Raw genomic sequence first — 14,711 nt, 5'->3', positions numbered from 1 at the left:
AATCAGTATGCCAGAATTACCAGAAGTCGAAACGGTCTGTCGTAGGTTGCGACCTGCCGTTTCAGGAAAAACGATTCAGTCTGTCGATGTCCTTGACCCTAAAATTATCCGCGGACTCGACCCCGAAGAATGGGTTCACCATTTGATAGGAGAAACGATTACGGATGTGGAACGTCGGGGGAAATTTATCTTATTCAAATTGACGAACGGGTATCTCGTCTCCCATCTTCGGATGGAAGGGAAGTTTTTCCCTTATGACTCCATTACAGAACCGGTAAAACATACACATATCGTGATTACGTTCACGGACCAATCGACTCTACACTATAATGATGTCCGTAAATTCGGTACGATGGAGTTGCGGACGAATGAAACGATTCATACCACACCACCGCTCTCATTACTTGCGTACGAGCCGTTTGACGAGCGTGTGACAACCGAGGTGTTACACCGACGTTTAGAGCGCATGAAGACACGCGCGATTAAGACCGCCCTCCTCGATCAATCCATCTTTGTTGGATTAGGTAACATCTATGTAGATGAGACGTTGTTTCGTGCGGGTGTCCATCCGACACGACCGGCCGCAAGTTTGTCACATGAAGAAGTCGACCGTGTGCGGACTGAAGCCATTGCTGTCTTGACTGAGGCCATTGAGCGTGGAGGTAGTACGATTCGCAGTTATGCCAATCCAGATGGGGCCACAGGAACGTTTCAAGAGAGGCTCTACGTGTATGGACAGACCGGAGAACCGTGCCGCCGATGCGGACATGAAATTGAAAAGATGAAATTGGGCGGGCGAGGTACGCATTACTGTCCGCACTGTCAACAACGTTAAGGGGTGGACGTGTATGTTGAAGATTGGATTGACTGGTGGAATTGCAACCGGGAAGTCTACGGTTTCGCGACTGTTTCGAGAACGAGGCATTCCGATTATCGATGCCGATTTGATTGCTAGGACGGTCGTTGAACCAGGAGGAAAGGCGATTGAGGGGGTAAGGGCCGCATTTCCAAAATGTTTTGTGGGCGACGTGCTGAACCGTCCTGCGCTCGGTCGGGAAATCTTCCATGATGAAGCAAAACGTCAGCAATTGAATCAATTGATGCATCCAGCGATTCGAGAAGAAATGAACGAGCAAATGCGAACGTATGAGGCATCGGGGGAACCTGTCGTCATTTTTGATATTCCCTTACTGTTTGAAGGGACGATGCTCGATCTGGTTGATTATTCCGTCGTCGTCTATTGCCGTGAAGAGATTCAACTGATGCGTCTCATGGAACGGAATGGATTGACGAAAGAAGAGGCGTTAGCCCGTATTCGTTCACAGATTCCAATTGAAGATAAAAAGCACCAGGCGGATTTCCTCATAAACAATAATGGGGCATTAGGGGACCTCCCTCCACAAATCAATCGTCTGGTCGAACAGTTTCAAACGATACAAAAAGAAGGCGACTGATATCGCCTTCTTTTTAGTTTAATGGATCGGATTCTGGAGACCCTTTTTTCCATGTATCATAAATCGCACGTCCATCACTAGGATGACCGTTCGAATAATAGATGGGATAGAGTGAGAAGAAGATATAGTAGAACGAGAAATAGGCGAACTGATAGGTATAGAGTGTCGGTTCAATATCTCGTCGAAGAATGAACGCGTTGACGATTAAGATGCTCGCTAAATTGAAAATGGATCCACCGCCATAGACTAGCGTACGGGTGACCTTGTTGCTCCATCTTAAATCAGTGAACTGGCACCATGCATCGTAAAAATAAACACGATTTACTTGTAAACGACCTACTTTAAATAGTTTCTTCCCGGTACCGATTTGCATATCGAGTGAGCCGCCGAACAACTTTGCGAAGAAGAAGTGTCCAAGCTCATGAATTAACGTCACAATCGGTAAAATGATAAAGAACGAAATAAAGAATTTATCGATATCTCCCCAATCAAACATCATGACGCCTCCTTTCTCTTGTCTGTTACGCCAAGAAATTTCCCTCATTTTCAAAAAATAAACAAAGAAAAACGAAAAAAATGTGACGAATCATAGTGAAAACGCTTACAGCTATCCGTTATAATGAAACCGTAATGTAGAAAAAGGGGGATCTATCATGGGGACAAAAGTGGCAATTAACGGATTTGGTCGAATCGGAAGAATGGTATTTCGAAAATTGATGCTCGAGGGACGTCATGAAGTGGTGGCGATTAACGCAAGTTATCCGGCGGAAACACTTGCTCATCTCATTAAACACGACTCGATTCATGGTCCATTCGGATCGACAGTACGTGCGCATGGGGATGCGCTCGAAGTCGATGGGAAACGGATTGAACTCATTTCGGAACGTGATCCATCACGCTTGCCTTGGTCAGACCTTGAAATCGACATCGTCGTCGAAGCGACCGGGAAGTTTAACTCTGATAGCGGGGCACGACTTCATCTCGAGGCAGGGGCGAAAAAAGTGATTTTGACCGCACCGGGTAAAGGGGATTTACGAACGATCGTGATGGGGGTCAATGATCGTGACTATCGCCCGGAGGAAGATCATATCATCTCAAACGCATCGTGTACGACGAACTGTCTCGGACCTGTCGTGAAGGTCTTACATTCGACGTTCGGTATTGAAACGGGACTGATTACGACCGTTCACGCCTATACGAACGATCAGAACAATATTGATAACCCGCATAAAGATTTGCGTCGCGCGCGCGCGTGTGGTAGTTCCATCATCCCGACATCGACGGGAGCGGCTAAGGCGATTGGTCTTGTGATGCCGGAACTACAAGGAAAGTTGAACGGAATGGCACTCCGTGTGCCGACTCCGAACGTATCACTTGTCGATTTGGTCGTCGAACTCCACCGAGATGTCACGGTCGATGAAGTCAATGAAGCGTTTGAACGGGCAGCGTTTGGAGAAATGACAGGTATTTTAGGCGTTTCTCACGAACCGCTCGTCTCTATTGATTTTAACGGGGACGATCGCTCGTCGATTATCGACATGGATTCGACGATGGTGCTCGGCGGAAATCATGTCAAAGTACTCGCATGGTATGACAATGAATGGGGCTATTCATGCCGTGTCGTGGACTTGTTGGACATGGTGGCCAGCTATCTTCAAATCGGTCAGCAAGAAACACACGCCTAAAAAATATTACGTTCAGGAAAATATTTTTTGAATTTTTTTATCAAATGTCTTGTAAGGACGTCCCAAACACGTTACACTCAATTTCGTGAACTTCAATTGGTCTGACAAACGCAACTTAAAGGGTTAGGACCTCTTAGGACTAACTTGCCCCCGTGGTTGTGGGCGATTCAGGCACAAAGTGAGTGATCATCAACTACTTTGAGACCATTGATGTAAAGGGGGATCCACTAATATGGATACTATGGGACGTCACATTATTACAGAACTTTGGGAGTGCAATCCCGACAAATTGAATGATATCGACTACATCGAGCGTTTGTTCGTCGATGCTGCTCTTCGTTCGGGCGCTGAAGTCCGCGAAGTTGCATTCCACAAGTTTGCGCCACACGGTGTAAGTGGAGTCGTCATCATTTCAGAATCACACTTAACGATTCACAGTTTCCCAGAACATGGCTATGCGTCAGTTGACGTGTTTACATGTGGAGATCGAATCGATCCGGCTACAGCATCGCAGTATATTGCTGAAGGATTGGATGCAAAAGTACGTGAAGATGTGAAACTTGAGCGTGGAATGGGACCGATTCGTGTTCCGGAAGCGCAAGTGGCAATCAGCAAATAAATCAGATTGACCTTTTGAGGCTGGCCGTTTAACGGTCAGCCCTTTTAATTGTTTTGTTGTCGCCTTAATTTTGATATGCTTAACGTATATAACTCAGGCGTTGAGGTGGATTATGGGACTGTTAGATAAGTTACAAACACATATTGAAACGAAAGATACACATAAAAATGAAATGCTCCAAACACGTTACTATGCGGCATCGTCACATGCGATGTTGCAATGGTTAGAAGGAAAAATTCAAGAGAACGGTCAGACGGTTCGTCGAATCGATGCGAATCGAGGAGAACTTTCGTTTCTCGGAGAAGGCTGGGACGGGCTCATCACGATTGTACAAGTGGATGGCGGCCGGACGGCTGTCGATTTTACATTAAACCGTGAACAGCGACTCGGTGCAGACCTTTCGCAAATTGTATCGCACTACTACGAGGCGCTCACACAACAATTCCCGTTACGTGCCATTGGTAATAAAACAGTCGAACGATAAGGAGGTTTGAGCATGCGTTGTCCGAAATGTGATCATAATGGAACGAGAGTGCTCGATTCCCGTCCGGTGCAAGACCATTATTCGATTCGACGTCGTCGTGAATGTGAAAAATGTGGGTATCGGTTTACAACGTTTGAGACGGTTGAACAGACACCGCTCATCATTGTTAAAAAAGATGGAAATCGTGAAGAGTTCAGTCGTGAGAAAGTACTTCGCGGCATTATTCGGGCGTGCGAGAAACGACCTGTCACACTTGAACAGCTTGAAGGAGTTGTGACGAAAGTCGAACAGCAACTTCGTGCCCTCGCCCAGTCAGAGATTCCGAGTGAACAAGTAGGTGAGCTCGTGATGAACGAGCTCGCGCGAGTCGATGAAGTCGCATATGTCCGTTTCGCATCGGTTTATCGTCAATTCAAAGACATCACGGTGTTCTTTAAAGAACTTGAAGATTTAATGAAGCAAGAAAATTCGACCAACTAAAGGGCGGCCTGCTGGTCGCCCTTTTTCAAGGGAGAGAGCCATGGAGAAAGAACGTACAATCTTTGGGACGGACGAATTGTTAATCATGAGTACCGGTCTTGTCGACCGTGAATCGTACCAGTCCCTTTACCACTTATATCAACCTGTCATCGGAGTGAAGGCGCTCGCACTCTATCAAACGTTATGGAGCGAACTGAAGCCGGGCAAAATGAAATCCAACTATATGTCACATAGTGCATTATGTGAGATGTTGGAGTTCTCTATCAATGAGTTAATGGACAGTCTGTTCCGTTTAGAAGCGATCGGGTTAGTGCGCACCTATAAAACAAAAGACGCTCGATTGACACAATATGTCTATCAGTTACGCGTCCCGCTTGCACCGCACACGTTTTTGAATGACGGTCTGTTGTCGAGTTTCCTCTTCTATAAAGTCGGGGAAGTACGATTCAAACAATTGCAGGGGCGTTTTACGATTGATCCGTTGCCGGCAGGCATCGTCGAGGTGACAAAGGACTTCAATGAAGTGTTTGATGTCAAAGGAGTAAACCATCGTGCGTTCACACAAAAAAATTATGAAAAGCCGGACCGGGCAAAGATTGAAATCAACTATTCGTTCGATATGGAAATTGTGAAAAAACTGACGAATTTTCCAGTTGGATTTTTCACGAAAAAATTAGACGAAACGATCACAAAACTGGCCTACGTGTCACAACTCGATGAAGAGACGATGGCTGAGATGTTAAAAGAGTATTTCGTCCATGAGGCGTATCTGCCACTCAGTGAGCAAGAGAAGCGGGACGGGTGTCGTCAAATGGTCTTACAATTGAAAAAGAAACAGACGCGCCATCGGAAAGAGAAGACCGTCGAACTTGAACAGACGATACTAGGAGACTTGCATGACCCTGAGGTGATGGAGTCCGCACATCCGCATCAATATGTCTCGACGCTTCGGAAGACCCCGCAACTTTCAAAGAGTGATGAACAGTTAGTCATTGAACTCGTCGACACACTCGGTCTCGCGCCAGGGGTCATCAATGCGCTCTTCTATTACTGTATCGAAGTGAAGAAGCAGACGCGGCTGAGCGAGAACTATGTCTTGCGCATTGCGACAAGTTGGAAAACAGCAGGCTATACGAACGCAAAAGAAGCGCTAGAGCGTGAAGAATCTCAAGATGCGCTCATCGAGAAGAAACAACAAAAACGCGAGAGCGTGCAACGCACCACGGTCGGGTCACGACGGAAACCCCAGCAAGGGGATATGCCGAAGTGGCTCGAGGATGAGGCGAAACAACAGCGCTCATACGACCAAGCGAGGAAAAAGGAACTTGAGTCGTCCGTTCCGGATGACGCGGAACTCGTGAAACTATTAAATGAATTGAAAGAGAAGGGGTGAGGGGATGGAACGAATCAATCAGTCGCTGTCTCAGTTGATGAACCGAAAAGAAGTTCGTGAGGCGTACGAGTCGATTCGCAGACGTACACTGAATCACCCGGGTGTCATCGCATTTTTGAACGCTCATCCAGAGTTAGAGGAGAAGGCGATTGAAATCGGGTTTACCAAACTGAGTGAGTACGCGGAACAGATGGATGGAAAAACGTTCATAGAAGATCAGGCCGTCATCCCGGGTCATCAACCGGTGCTCTATGTCGATCTAGGACAGATTGCCATTCGCTATGAAGAGACGGTCGCTCATCGTCAGGCGAGACGCCAAAAAGAGATGGACCGTAAGTTTAAGAGTTTGTTCTTACCGGAAGAAGTCCGTGAGGCGAGCTTTGAGTCATTTGATTGGGCCGACGACGCGCGTAAAATCGCATTGCGTGAAGCGATGCGATTCGTGACAGGGATGAAGGCGCGTCAAAAAGTGAACGGTCTCTATCTCCACGGTAGTTTTGGCGTCGGGAAGACGTATTTACTCGCCGCAATCGCCAATGAGTTGAAGGTGGCGGACATCGAGACGATTTTAGTTCACGCCCCGGGCTTTGTGTCGGAGGCGAAACGTAAAATCCGTACCGAGTCGTTCGACTCTTTCTTGACGTCGTTTCAACATGTGCCAGTCTTATTGATTGATGACATCGGAGCTGAAGCCATCAGTCCGTGGGTACGAGATGAATTGTTCGGCATCATTCTTCAGTATCGGATGATGCATCGCTTACCGACGCTCTACAGTTCAAACTTTAGCGGGGAAGAGCTCGAGACGCACTTTTCAATCGATGGTTCGCCGCAAAACAAAATGAAAGCACAGCGACTCATGCAACGTATTTCTACGACGACGACCCAAATTGAGTTAAAGGGTGAAAATCGGCGTCGGTAAAGGATTGTTTTTCTCTGGTGAGTTGACTATACTAAGAATCATATAAAGGATGCATAGAAGAGGATATGGATCATCGAGACGAGTTTTAGCGAGGGAAGGGCGGTGGAAGCTTCCTAACGACGACGATGCATTTACTCCCTCGGAGCACCGTACGGGTCAATCGTGCGGCGATTCACACTCGTTATCGTGTGTTCGAGCCAAGCAGATTGCTTGGGAACGAGGGTGGTACCACGAGAATCAAAGCTCGTCCCTTTTTGAGGGATGGGCTTTTTTTATATTCATTTTTGAAAGGGGACAAATGTACATGATTCAATTAACATTTCCAGATGGCGCGGTAAAAGAGTTCGAAGCCGGCGTCACAGCAGAAGACGTCGCGGGCTCGATTAGTCCGGGACTCCGTAAAAAAGCAATCGCAGCAAAACTAGACGGAGAACTCATCGACTACCGTCGTCCAATCGAACATGACGGCAAAATCGAGCTCGTGATGCCGGACTCGGAAGACGGTCTTGATTTGATGCGTCACTCGTCGGCTCACTTGATGGCTCAAGCAATCAAACGGTTATACGGAGAAGACAATAACATCTATCTCGGAATTGGGCCGACGATTGAGAACGGATTCTATTACGATATCGAGATGGATCGTCGCATCAATGAGGAAGACCTTCCTGAAATCGAAAAGATGATGAAACGCATCGTCGATGAGAACTTGGAAATCACACGCGAAGTCGTTTCTCGTGACGAGGCGCTCGCTCGCTATAAAGAGTTGGGAGACCCGCTCAAGATCGAGTTGATCGAGGATATTCCTGCTGATCAAACACTGACAATCTACCATCAAGGTGAGTTCTTTGATCTTTGCCGTGGACCACACGTCCCGTCAACATCGAAGTTGAAAATCTTCAAATTGATGAGCGTGGCTGGTGCCTACTGGCGTGGGGACTCAGACAATAAGATGTTACAGCGTATTTATGGAACAGCGTGGGCGACGAAAGAACAACTCGCTGAACACTTGCGTCTTCTTGAAGAGGCGAAAGAACGCGATCATCGTAAACTCGGGAAAGAACTCGACCTCTTCTTCGTCTCACAAGAAGTCGGTCAGGGGCTTCCGATGTGGCTTCCAAAAGGGGCTTCGATTCGTCGTACGGTCGAGCGCTACATCGTTGATAAAGAGCTCGAACTCGGATATCAACATGTCTACACACCGGTTCTCGGTTCGGTCGACTTGTACAAGACATCTGGACACTGGGATCACTACCAAGACGACATGTTCCCGAAAATGGAGATGGACAACGAAGAACTCGTCCTTCGTCCGATGAACTGCCCGCACCATATGACAATCTACAAACATGAGCCACGTTCGTACCGTGAACTTCCACTTCGAATCGCTGAGCTTGGTGGAATGCACCGTTATGAGATGTCAGGGGCGCTCACAGGTCTTCAACGTGTTCGCTACATGGTCTTGAATGATGGACATACGTTCGTTACACCAGAACAGATGAAACAAGAATTCAAAGACATCGTTCATTTGATTCAAGAAGTATACGCTGACTTCGGCATCAAAGATTATCGTTTCCGTCTCTCGTATCGCGATCCTGCTGATAAAGAGAAGTACTTCGATAACGATGCGATTTGGGAAATGGCACAAAGTCAGTTGAAGGAAACGATGGATGAGCTCGAGCTTCCATACTTTGAGGCGGAAGGGGAAGCGGCATTCTACGGACCGAAACTCGACGTGCAAGTACGGACGGCGCTCGGGAAAGAAGAGACGCTCTCGACTGTCCAACTCGACTTCTTGCTTCCGGAGCGTTTCGATTTGACATACACTGGGCCAGACGGTAAGGACCACCGTCCAATCGTGTTGCACCGTGGTGTCGTCTCAACGATGGAACGGTTTGTCGCCTACTTGATTGAAGAGTATAAAGGCGCGTTCCCGACATGGCTCGCACCGGTCCAAGTCAAGTTGATCCCGGTTTCACACGTACACGACGAATACGTCGCGGAAGTGAAAGCAGAACTCGTCAAACGTGGCGTCCGTGTCGAAACGGATCTCCGTGACGAGAAACTAGGTTATAAGATTCGTGAAGCACAAATGAAGAAGATTCCGATGACGCTCGTTCTTGGGGATAAAGAGCGGGATGAGCGTGCGGTCAATATTCGCCGCTACGGTCAGCAGGAGCAAGTTTCTGCTTCACTTGATGAATTCATCGCATCGCTCACAGATGAGATTGCGAACCGTTCACGTTAAGTGAGGGACCACCTTTCCAACCAGAAAGGTGGTTTTTTTCGGTCTATAGACGGATGTGTATTTGTTCATCTACACGTATCGTAAACATAAGGAGTGATACTTAATGAATTATATGAAGCCAGTATTGGCACTTACCATTGGAGCGGTTGCGTTCACAGGAGCGCTTCCAAAAGTCGGAGCGGAGGCCATCGTCAACGATACGATTGTGACGCTCGGGGAATCGTTATCTTCAGAGCAACAAAAATGGGTACTCGAACGTATGGATGCCCCAGAAGGAATCGAACCCATTATCACGACTGCCGCAGATGAAGAAAAATATTTAGGAGACTCGGTTCCGCAAGCACAACGTGGAGGCGGCATGTACTCGTCTGCCCGAATCAAATTGACGAACGGGACAGGTCTTGATATTCAAACGGAAAACGTGACATGGGTCACGAAAGATATGTATGCGAACGCCCTCGTCACGGCAGGTGTGACGGATGCGGACATCTATATCACTTCACCGATTAACGTGACGGGCACCTCGGCTCTGACGGGAATTATGAAGGCATATGATCAGACCGCGGCCGAGACTGGGATTGAACTGTCGGAGGAGCGAAAAGAATTGGCACAAGAAGAGCTGGAGGTTACGTCTGAAATCGGTAAGACGGTCGGACAAGAGGATGTAGCAGGTCTCATGAACGAGATTAAAGCGGAAATTGCAAATCAGATGCCGGAGACAAATATTGAGATCCGTGACATCGTCATTCAAGTATTGAACCAAAATAACGTCCAGTTGTCTGAGGGCCAACTCGATCAACTGACGACACTATTCGAAAACATGCAACAGGCCAATTTAGATTGGTCAGCGATCAGCAGTGGATTGAAAGATGCGGGTCAAGATGTGCAGGCATTCCTCGAACAAGAAGAGGTGAAAGGATTCTTCGCCCGATTGTTTGAGGCGATCGGGAACTTCTTCAAGTCACTTACAAACTAAGTGGTATTAAAAAAGGGCGCCTGCCCTTTTTTAGTACCACCGTTTATGGATATAATTTTGAGCCGACTCATGGTCATCGACGATTTTTAAAGTGATGCGATTCATTTCTTCTAGTAAGTCTGTCAATACCGCCTGTAATTTTTCATCTTCTAGCCCATGTGCTTGCATCGTCTTACTGACAATCTGCTGGACTTGATCATGGTAGTCATGTTCTCGCGATACATCTTTTCGCCAGTTCATGTCGATCCCTCCTTTGATATTTCATTATTCCCTTTGAAAAGGTATTGCGAAACGAGAGAATGACTGGTATCATCATAAAAGTGTGAGCTACCAATTATTCATGCGCGATATCTTGACATCTTTTCCTGCTAGTGCTAAGATGACATAGTGATTAAAAACAACAAAGCAGAAGCACCCGCTTTTCACCTCGTCTGAGAGTCATCAGGCAGGTCCATCAAGTTCTTGGTTCATTCGGCATCGTCTGCCGTTTTATGACCTCAACTGATGTGTGGGTGGGAAACTGCCGACGCTTTTTTTATTGCCATGTTGTCTTGTCAATCTAAATCTCGTGCAATCGCACGATGGAGGTGCTAACCATTAGCAAAGAGCTCTTTATCAACGAAAACATTCGTGCCCGTGAAGTACGTCTCATTGGCGCAGACGGTGCACAACTCGGTGTGACATCACGTAACGATGCGTTACGTTTAGCTGAAGAAGCGGAACTAGACCTCGTCTTAGTCGCAGATAAAGCAAATCCACCGGTCGCTAAAATTATGGATTATGGGAAGTACCGTTTCGAACTCCAGAAAAAGGAGAAAGAAGCGCGTAAAAACCAAAAAGTCATCCAAATGAAAGAAGTACGTCTCAGTCCAACAATCGAGGACAACGATTTCCAAACAAAATTGCGTAATGCACGCAAGTTCCTTGAAAAAGGAAACAAAGTGAAGGCTTCGATTCGTTTCCGCGGACGTGCCATCACACACTCGGAAATCGGGAAACGTGTTTTGGACAAAATGGCAGCGGAATGTGCCGATTTGGCAACAGTTGAACAAAAGCCGAAGATGGAAGGACGCAGCATGTTCTTAGTGCTGGCTCCGAACAAAGAAGATTAATTATCGATTCTCAGTGGGGAGGAAATACTCATGCCGAAAATGAAATCGCACCGCGGTGCTTCAAAACGTTTCAAACGTACAGCATCAGGTAAACTCAAGCGTTCACACGCTTACACAAGTCACTTGTTCGCAAACAAATCGACTAAAGCGAAACGTAAGCTCCGTAAAGGCGCTATCGTATCAGCTGGAGACTTCAAACGCATTCGCAACATGATCGCGAAGTAATACAGAAACAATTTAGGAGGGAATCCATATGCCACGCGTAAAAGGCGGTTATACGACTCGTCAACGTCGTAAAAAGCAAATTAAACTTGCCAAAGGATACTTTGGTTCGAAACACATTCTATTTAAAGTAGCAAAACAACAGGTCATGAAGTCACTCATGTACGCTTACCGTGACCGTCGTCAGAAGAAACGTGATTTCCGTCGTCTTTGGATCACACGTATCAATGCGGCAGCACGCACAAACGGTCTCTCATACAGCCGTATGATGCACGGCCTCAAGCTTGCAGGAATCGACATCAACCGTAAGATGCTTGCTGAGCTTGCTGTGACAGATGCACAGGCATTCGCGTCACTCGCTGAAACAGCTAAATCAAAATTGAACGCGTAATCGTTCAATCGACAGCGCCGAGACACTCTCTCGGCGCTTTCTTTTTTCTTTAGAATTTCTTAGAATTAAGAGAAGGAGGAAAGCGTATGAATCAATCGGTTGTTGCGATCGTCGCCTTAGCGCTCATTGTCTTGAACGTTTACACCTACATCCAAGCGAAACAGTATGCGCAAGGAAAAGGTGACTTTAACGTCCTATTCGCCTATGCAGGAGGAGCCATCGGTGCCTTGTTCGGTCTTCATTTGACTCGGAAGAAGACGGTTCATGCCCCAAAACTGCTTCAATTACAAGTATTGATTTTAGCAGTGGGCTGGTCTTTAATGATTTTAGTACTGCTATAAGTGGAGATAGAGGAGGAACATCCGGTGAACTGGACAACATTGTTTGATCGGCAGCGCGAATTAGACGAGCGGATCAAAGCACAACATGGATTATCCGGCAATCAATTCGATGAACGGTTACTGGCGCTGCTTGTCGAGCTCGGTGAACTGGCTAACGAAACACGTAGCTTTAAGTTTTGGTCGAAGAAAGGACCGTCGCCTCAAGATGTGATCTTAGAAGAATATGTAGACGGCATTCATTTCTTACTGTCACTTGGTCTTGCGCTTGGGTATGAACGAGATGCGTTTCCTGCGGGAAGTTCATATCTTGATGCGACTGATGCTTTTTTAGATATTTATCGAAAAGTGACGAATTTTGGTCTTTCAAAAACGGAAGCCATGTACGAGACGCTGATGGCAGCTTATCTCGAACTTGGTTATACGCTCGGTTTTAATGAGCAACTCATTTTGCTAGCATACATGAATAAAAATGAAGTAAACCATGAGCGACAAAATCAAGGATATTAATGAAAAGGAGCGGATTGATATGAATGAATCGTTACATATGTTAAAACGTTTGACGGATGCAACAGGCGTCCCAGGAAATGAGGGAGAAGTCCGTCAATTGATGCGTGAATACCTCGAGCCGCATGTCGAGTCGTTTGAACAGGATGGACTCGGAAGTCTATTTGGTCAAGTGACCGGAGATGCTGAAGGTCCACGTGTCATGATTGCTGGTCACATGGATGAAGTTGGTTTCATGGTGACGCGTGTGGAAGAAGGCGGTTTCCTTCGTTTCCAGGCGCTCGGTGGCTGGTGGAACCAGGTGCTGTTGGCACAACGAATGGATGTAGTCACACGGTCTGGTGAAAAGATTCCGGGTGTCATTGGTGCGAAACCACCTCACGTCCTACCGCTTGAGGCACGGAAGAAGCCCGTCGAAATCAAAGATATGTTCTTAGATATCGGTGCGACGTCGAAAGACGAAGTGGCTGAGTGGGGAATTCGTCCAGGCGATACGGTCGTGCCACATTGTGAATTCACAGTCATGAAAAATGAGAACTTCTTGATGGCGAAGGCATGGGACAACCGCATCGGATGTGCGATTGCCATCGAAGCAGCAAAACGTCTGAAGGAAGAATCGTTCCCTGGCGTCATGTATACAGGAGCGACGGTACAGGAAGAGGTCGGGTTACGTGGAGCGGTGACCGCTGCCAACTTGATTCGCCCGGATGTCGCGATTGCTGTCGATACAGGCATTCCGAGTGATACGCCGGGAATGACCCAAGCAGAAGGGTTGTCAAAACTCGGGGACGGGGTTCAAGTCATCTTCTTTGATGCGACTACCGTCACGAACCCACGCCTTGTCGACCTCATCGTTGACGTGGCCAAAGAGCAAGACATCAAATATCAATTGGACTTAACGCCAGGCGGTGGCACAGATGCTGGGCGATTCCATCTTTCTGGGATCGGGATGCCGGCCATCGCATTGACAGTGCCGGTCCGCTATTTACACACGAACGTGTCCATCATCCATAAGGATGATTACGAGGCAGCGGTACAACTCGTTGTCGCATTGACGAAACGTTTAGACCACGAAACGGTCCAATGGTTGAAAGAGGGATAATATGACGAAGATTACGTCTACGAAGAGCGAGACGATTAAACGATTAAAACGATTGATGACAAAAAAAGGTCGTCAAGAAACGGGTCAATTCCTAGTAGAAGGAGAGCATTTGGTGGACGAGGCCATTCGTGCCGGTCGACTCGTCCAACTCATCATGGCTGAGTCGTATTCACCAAAAGGAACGTGGCGTCTTGAAGATATGCCAGTCCTCGAGTTATCCGACCACGTTGCGGACCTTCTTTCCGAAACGGAAAAGACCCAAGGCGTGTTTGCCGTTGTCAAGATGACACCGGTGGAACGAAAAATGAAGAAAGTACTCGTACTAGACCGAGTACAAGACCCGGGTAATCTCGGTACGATGATTCGGACAGCAGATGCTGCCGGATTCGATACGGTGTTACTCGGGAAAGGGACGGTCGATCCGTTCAACGCCAAAGTCGTACGTGCCACACAAGGTTCACTGTTTCACGTGAACGTGACCTCGGTCGACTTGCTTGAAAAGTTACCTGAGCTGAAAGAGGATGGATTCCACGTCTACGGCACAGCTCTCTCAAAGGCATCATCGTATGAGCAAGTTGCATTCGAAGACAAAGTGGCCCTCGTCATTGGGAATGAGGCACAAGGGGTTCATGCTGATGTATTGGCACTCTGTGACACACGTGTGCATATTCCGGTGCTCGGCGACGCGGAATCGCTCAACGCGGCGGTCGCTGCCGGTATTTTAATGTATCGCATCGCTTTACAATAATCTTGTCAGCACGTGAAAAACGTGATAGGTTAAACACAT

19 protein-coding genes are annotated in these 14,711 nt (G+C 47.3%); 17 read left to right on the top strand and 2 right to left on the bottom strand.

Going from position 1 to position 14,711, the window contains the following annotated elements; translation table 11 throughout:
- Positions 1–7 precede the first annotated feature (7 nt).
- The gene (gene mutM, locus KNO71_RS01810) at positions 8–835 is read left to right on the top strand and encodes a bifunctional DNA-formamidopyrimidine glycosylase/DNA-(apurinic or apyrimidinic site) lyase (protein WP_078147185.1); all 828 of its coding nucleotides are present in this window, start codon (positions 8–10) and stop codon (positions 833–835) included.
- A gap of 13 nt (positions 836–848) precedes the next feature.
- Positions 849–1,454 carry a dephospho-CoA kinase gene (gene coaE / locus KNO71_RS01805; RefSeq protein WP_012726710.1) on the top strand — a complete coding sequence of 202 codons (606 nt, stop codon included), beginning with the start codon at positions 849–851 and terminating at the stop codon, positions 1,452–1,454.
- A gap of 13 nt (positions 1,455–1,467) precedes the next feature.
- On the opposite strand, the gene KNO71_RS01800 is transcribed toward coaE, so the two are convergent.
- The gene (locus KNO71_RS01800) at positions 1,468–1,950 is read right to left on the bottom strand and encodes a site-2 protease family protein (RefSeq protein ID WP_214687015.1); all 483 of its coding nucleotides are present in this window, start codon (positions 1,948–1,950) and stop codon (positions 1,468–1,470) included.
- Positions 1,951–2,107: 157 nt separating this feature from the next.
- On the opposite strand from KNO71_RS01800, the gene KNO71_RS01795 reads away from it, so the two are divergent.
- The 8 genes from KNO71_RS01795 to KNO71_RS01760 all read left to right on the top strand — a co-directional run bounded on the left by KNO71_RS01795 (position 2,108) and on the right by KNO71_RS01760 (position 10,252).
- Positions 2,108–3,139 carry a glyceraldehyde-3-phosphate dehydrogenase gene (locus KNO71_RS01795; RefSeq protein ID WP_214687013.1) on the top strand — a complete coding sequence of 344 codons (1,032 nt, stop codon included), beginning with the start codon at positions 2,108–2,110 and terminating at the stop codon, positions 3,137–3,139.
- A 232-nt stretch (positions 3,140–3,371) separates the two neighbouring features.
- Entirely contained in the window at positions 3,372–3,758 is a 387-nt protein-coding gene (gene speD, locus KNO71_RS01790) for an adenosylmethionine decarboxylase (RefSeq protein WP_012726707.1), read from the top strand.
- A gap of 112 nt (positions 3,759–3,870) precedes the next feature.
- The gene (locus KNO71_RS01785) at positions 3,871–4,242 is read left to right on the top strand and encodes a hypothetical protein (RefSeq protein WP_031423166.1); all 372 of its coding nucleotides are present in this window, start codon (positions 3,871–3,873) and stop codon (positions 4,240–4,242) included.
- Positions 4,243–4,254: 12 nt separating this feature from the next.
- A complete protein-coding gene (nrdR, locus tag KNO71_RS01780) occupies positions 4,255–4,722 on the top strand; it encodes a transcriptional regulator NrdR (protein ID WP_012726705.1) in 468 nt (155 codons plus the stop codon).
- Positions 4,723–4,762: 40 nt separating this feature from the next.
- Positions 4,763–6,115 (top strand): DnaD domain protein, encoded by a 1,353-nt coding sequence (locus KNO71_RS01775; RefSeq protein WP_214687011.1) that lies wholly within the window; start codon positions 4,763–4,765, stop codon positions 6,113–6,115.
- A 4-nt stretch (positions 6,116–6,119) separates the two neighbouring features.
- Positions 6,120–7,034, top strand: a complete 915-nt coding sequence (gene dnaI, locus KNO71_RS01770; RefSeq protein ID WP_012726703.1) for a primosomal protein DnaI — start codon at positions 6,120–6,122, stop codon at positions 7,032–7,034.
- A 298-nt stretch (positions 7,035–7,332) separates the two neighbouring features.
- On the top strand, positions 7,333–9,276 hold the full coding sequence (thrS, locus tag KNO71_RS01765; protein WP_012726702.1) for a threonine--tRNA ligase: 1,944 nt from the start codon (positions 7,333–7,335) through the stop codon (positions 9,274–9,276).
- A 103-nt stretch (positions 9,277–9,379) separates the two neighbouring features.
- Positions 9,380–10,252 carry a DUF1002 domain-containing protein gene (locus KNO71_RS01760; RefSeq protein WP_214687009.1) on the top strand — a complete coding sequence of 291 codons (873 nt, stop codon included), beginning with the start codon at positions 9,380–9,382 and terminating at the stop codon, positions 10,250–10,252.
- Between the two features lie 30 nt (positions 10,253–10,282).
- On the opposite strand, the gene KNO71_RS01755 is transcribed toward KNO71_RS01760, so the two are convergent.
- Positions 10,283–10,492, bottom strand: coding sequence for a hypothetical protein (locus KNO71_RS01755; protein ID WP_012726699.1), 210 nt, complete (start codon positions 10,490–10,492; stop codon positions 10,283–10,285).
- Between the two features lie 341 nt (positions 10,493–10,833).
- On the opposite strand from KNO71_RS01755, the gene infC reads away from it, so the two are divergent.
- The 7 genes from infC (at position 10,834) to KNO71_RS01720 (ending at position 14,672) form a co-directional block, all read left to right on the top strand.
- Positions 10,834–11,364: a translation initiation factor IF-3 gene (infC, locus tag KNO71_RS01750; RefSeq protein WP_012726698.1), complete on the top strand. Its 531-nt coding sequence runs from the start codon at positions 10,834–10,836 to the stop codon at positions 11,362–11,364.
- 30 nt (positions 11,365–11,394) lie between these two features.
- Entirely contained in the window at positions 11,395–11,589 is a 195-nt protein-coding gene (rpmI, locus tag KNO71_RS01745) for a 50S ribosomal protein L35 (protein ID WP_012726697.1), read from the top strand.
- Positions 11,590–11,617: 28 nt separating this feature from the next.
- The gene (gene rplT / locus KNO71_RS01740) at positions 11,618–11,977 is read left to right on the top strand and encodes a 50S ribosomal protein L20 (RefSeq protein ID WP_012726696.1); all 360 of its coding nucleotides are present in this window, start codon (positions 11,618–11,620) and stop codon (positions 11,975–11,977) included.
- 86 nt (positions 11,978–12,063) lie between these two features.
- Positions 12,064–12,318: a membrane protein gene (locus KNO71_RS01735; RefSeq protein WP_031423177.1), complete on the top strand. Its 255-nt coding sequence runs from the start codon at positions 12,064–12,066 to the stop codon at positions 12,316–12,318.
- A gap of 24 nt (positions 12,319–12,342) precedes the next feature.
- Entirely contained in the window at positions 12,343–12,825 is a 483-nt protein-coding gene (locus KNO71_RS01730) for a dUTP diphosphatase (protein ID WP_012726694.1), read from the top strand.
- A 19-nt stretch (positions 12,826–12,844) separates the two neighbouring features.
- On the top strand, positions 12,845–13,924 hold the full coding sequence (locus tag KNO71_RS01725; protein WP_078147180.1) for a M42 family metallopeptidase: 1,080 nt from the start codon (positions 12,845–12,847) through the stop codon (positions 13,922–13,924).
- Between the two features lies 1 nt (position 13,925).
- Complete coding sequence (locus KNO71_RS01720) at positions 13,926–14,672, top strand: TrmH family RNA methyltransferase (RefSeq protein WP_214687007.1); 747 nt, start codon at positions 13,926–13,928, stop codon at positions 14,670–14,672.
- The last annotated feature ends 39 nt before the right edge of the window (positions 14,673–14,711 follow it).

Source organism: Exiguobacterium sp. s163 (assembly GCF_018617135.1).
In the GTDB taxonomy this organism is placed as follows: domain Bacteria; phylum Bacillota; class Bacilli; order Exiguobacteriales; family Exiguobacteriaceae; genus Exiguobacterium; species Exiguobacterium profundum.
Note: the sequence above shows the minus strand (reverse complement) of the source record. Positions and strands in the feature narration are given on the sequence as shown.

What these genes read in the sequence shown, in the direction of transcription:
- rpmI (WP_012726697.1), top strand. Translation starts at nt 11,395, where the DNA reads ATGCCGAAAATGAAATCGCACCGCGGTGCTTCAAAACGTTTCAAACGT.
- KNO71_RS01735 (WP_031423177.1), top strand. Translation starts at nt 12,064, where the DNA reads ATGAATCAATCGGTTGTTGCGATCGTCGCCTTAGCGCTCATTGTCTTG.
- KNO71_RS01760 (WP_214687009.1), top strand. Translation starts at nt 9,380, where the DNA reads ATGAATTATATGAAGCCAGTATTGGCACTTACCATTGGAGCGGTTGCG.
- dnaI (WP_012726703.1), top strand. Translation starts at nt 6,120, where the DNA reads ATGGAACGAATCAATCAGTCGCTGTCTCAGTTGATGAACCGAAAAGAA.
- coaE (WP_012726710.1), top strand. Translation starts at nt 849, where the DNA reads ATGTTGAAGATTGGATTGACTGGTGGAATTGCAACCGGGAAGTCTACG.
- KNO71_RS01795 (WP_214687013.1), top strand. Translation starts at nt 2,108, where the DNA reads ATGGGGACAAAAGTGGCAATTAACGGATTTGGTCGAATCGGAAGAATG.
- KNO71_RS01775 (WP_214687011.1), top strand. Translation starts at nt 4,763, where the DNA reads ATGGAGAAAGAACGTACAATCTTTGGGACGGACGAATTGTTAATCATG.
- mutM (WP_078147185.1), top strand. Translation starts at nt 8, where the DNA reads ATGCCAGAATTACCAGAAGTCGAAACGGTCTGTCGTAGGTTGCGACCT.
- nrdR (WP_012726705.1), top strand. Translation starts at nt 4,255, where the DNA reads ATGCGTTGTCCGAAATGTGATCATAATGGAACGAGAGTGCTCGATTCC.
- KNO71_RS01785 (WP_031423166.1), top strand. Translation starts at nt 3,871, where the DNA reads ATGGGACTGTTAGATAAGTTACAAACACATATTGAAACGAAAGATACA.
- KNO71_RS01725 (WP_078147180.1), top strand. Translation starts at nt 12,845, where the DNA reads ATGAATGAATCGTTACATATGTTAAAACGTTTGACGGATGCAACAGGC.
- infC (WP_012726698.1), top strand. Translation starts at nt 10,834, where the DNA reads ATGGAGGTGCTAACCATTAGCAAAGAGCTCTTTATCAACGAAAACATT.
- speD (WP_012726707.1), top strand. Translation starts at nt 3,372, where the DNA reads ATGGATACTATGGGACGTCACATTATTACAGAACTTTGGGAGTGCAAT.
- KNO71_RS01720 (WP_214687007.1), top strand. Translation starts at nt 13,926, where the DNA reads ATGACGAAGATTACGTCTACGAAGAGCGAGACGATTAAACGATTAAAA.
- KNO71_RS01800 (WP_214687015.1), bottom strand. Translation starts at nt 1,950, where the DNA reads ATGTTTGATTGGGGAGATATCGATAAATTCTTTATTTCGTTCTTTATC.
- KNO71_RS01755 (WP_012726699.1), bottom strand. Translation starts at nt 10,492, where the DNA reads ATGAACTGGCGAAAAGATGTATCGCGAGAACATGACTACCATGATCAA.
- rplT (WP_012726696.1), top strand. Translation starts at nt 11,618, where the DNA reads ATGCCACGCGTAAAAGGCGGTTATACGACTCGTCAACGTCGTAAAAAG.
- thrS (WP_012726702.1), top strand. Translation starts at nt 7,333, where the DNA reads ATGTACATGATTCAATTAACATTTCCAGATGGCGCGGTAAAAGAGTTC.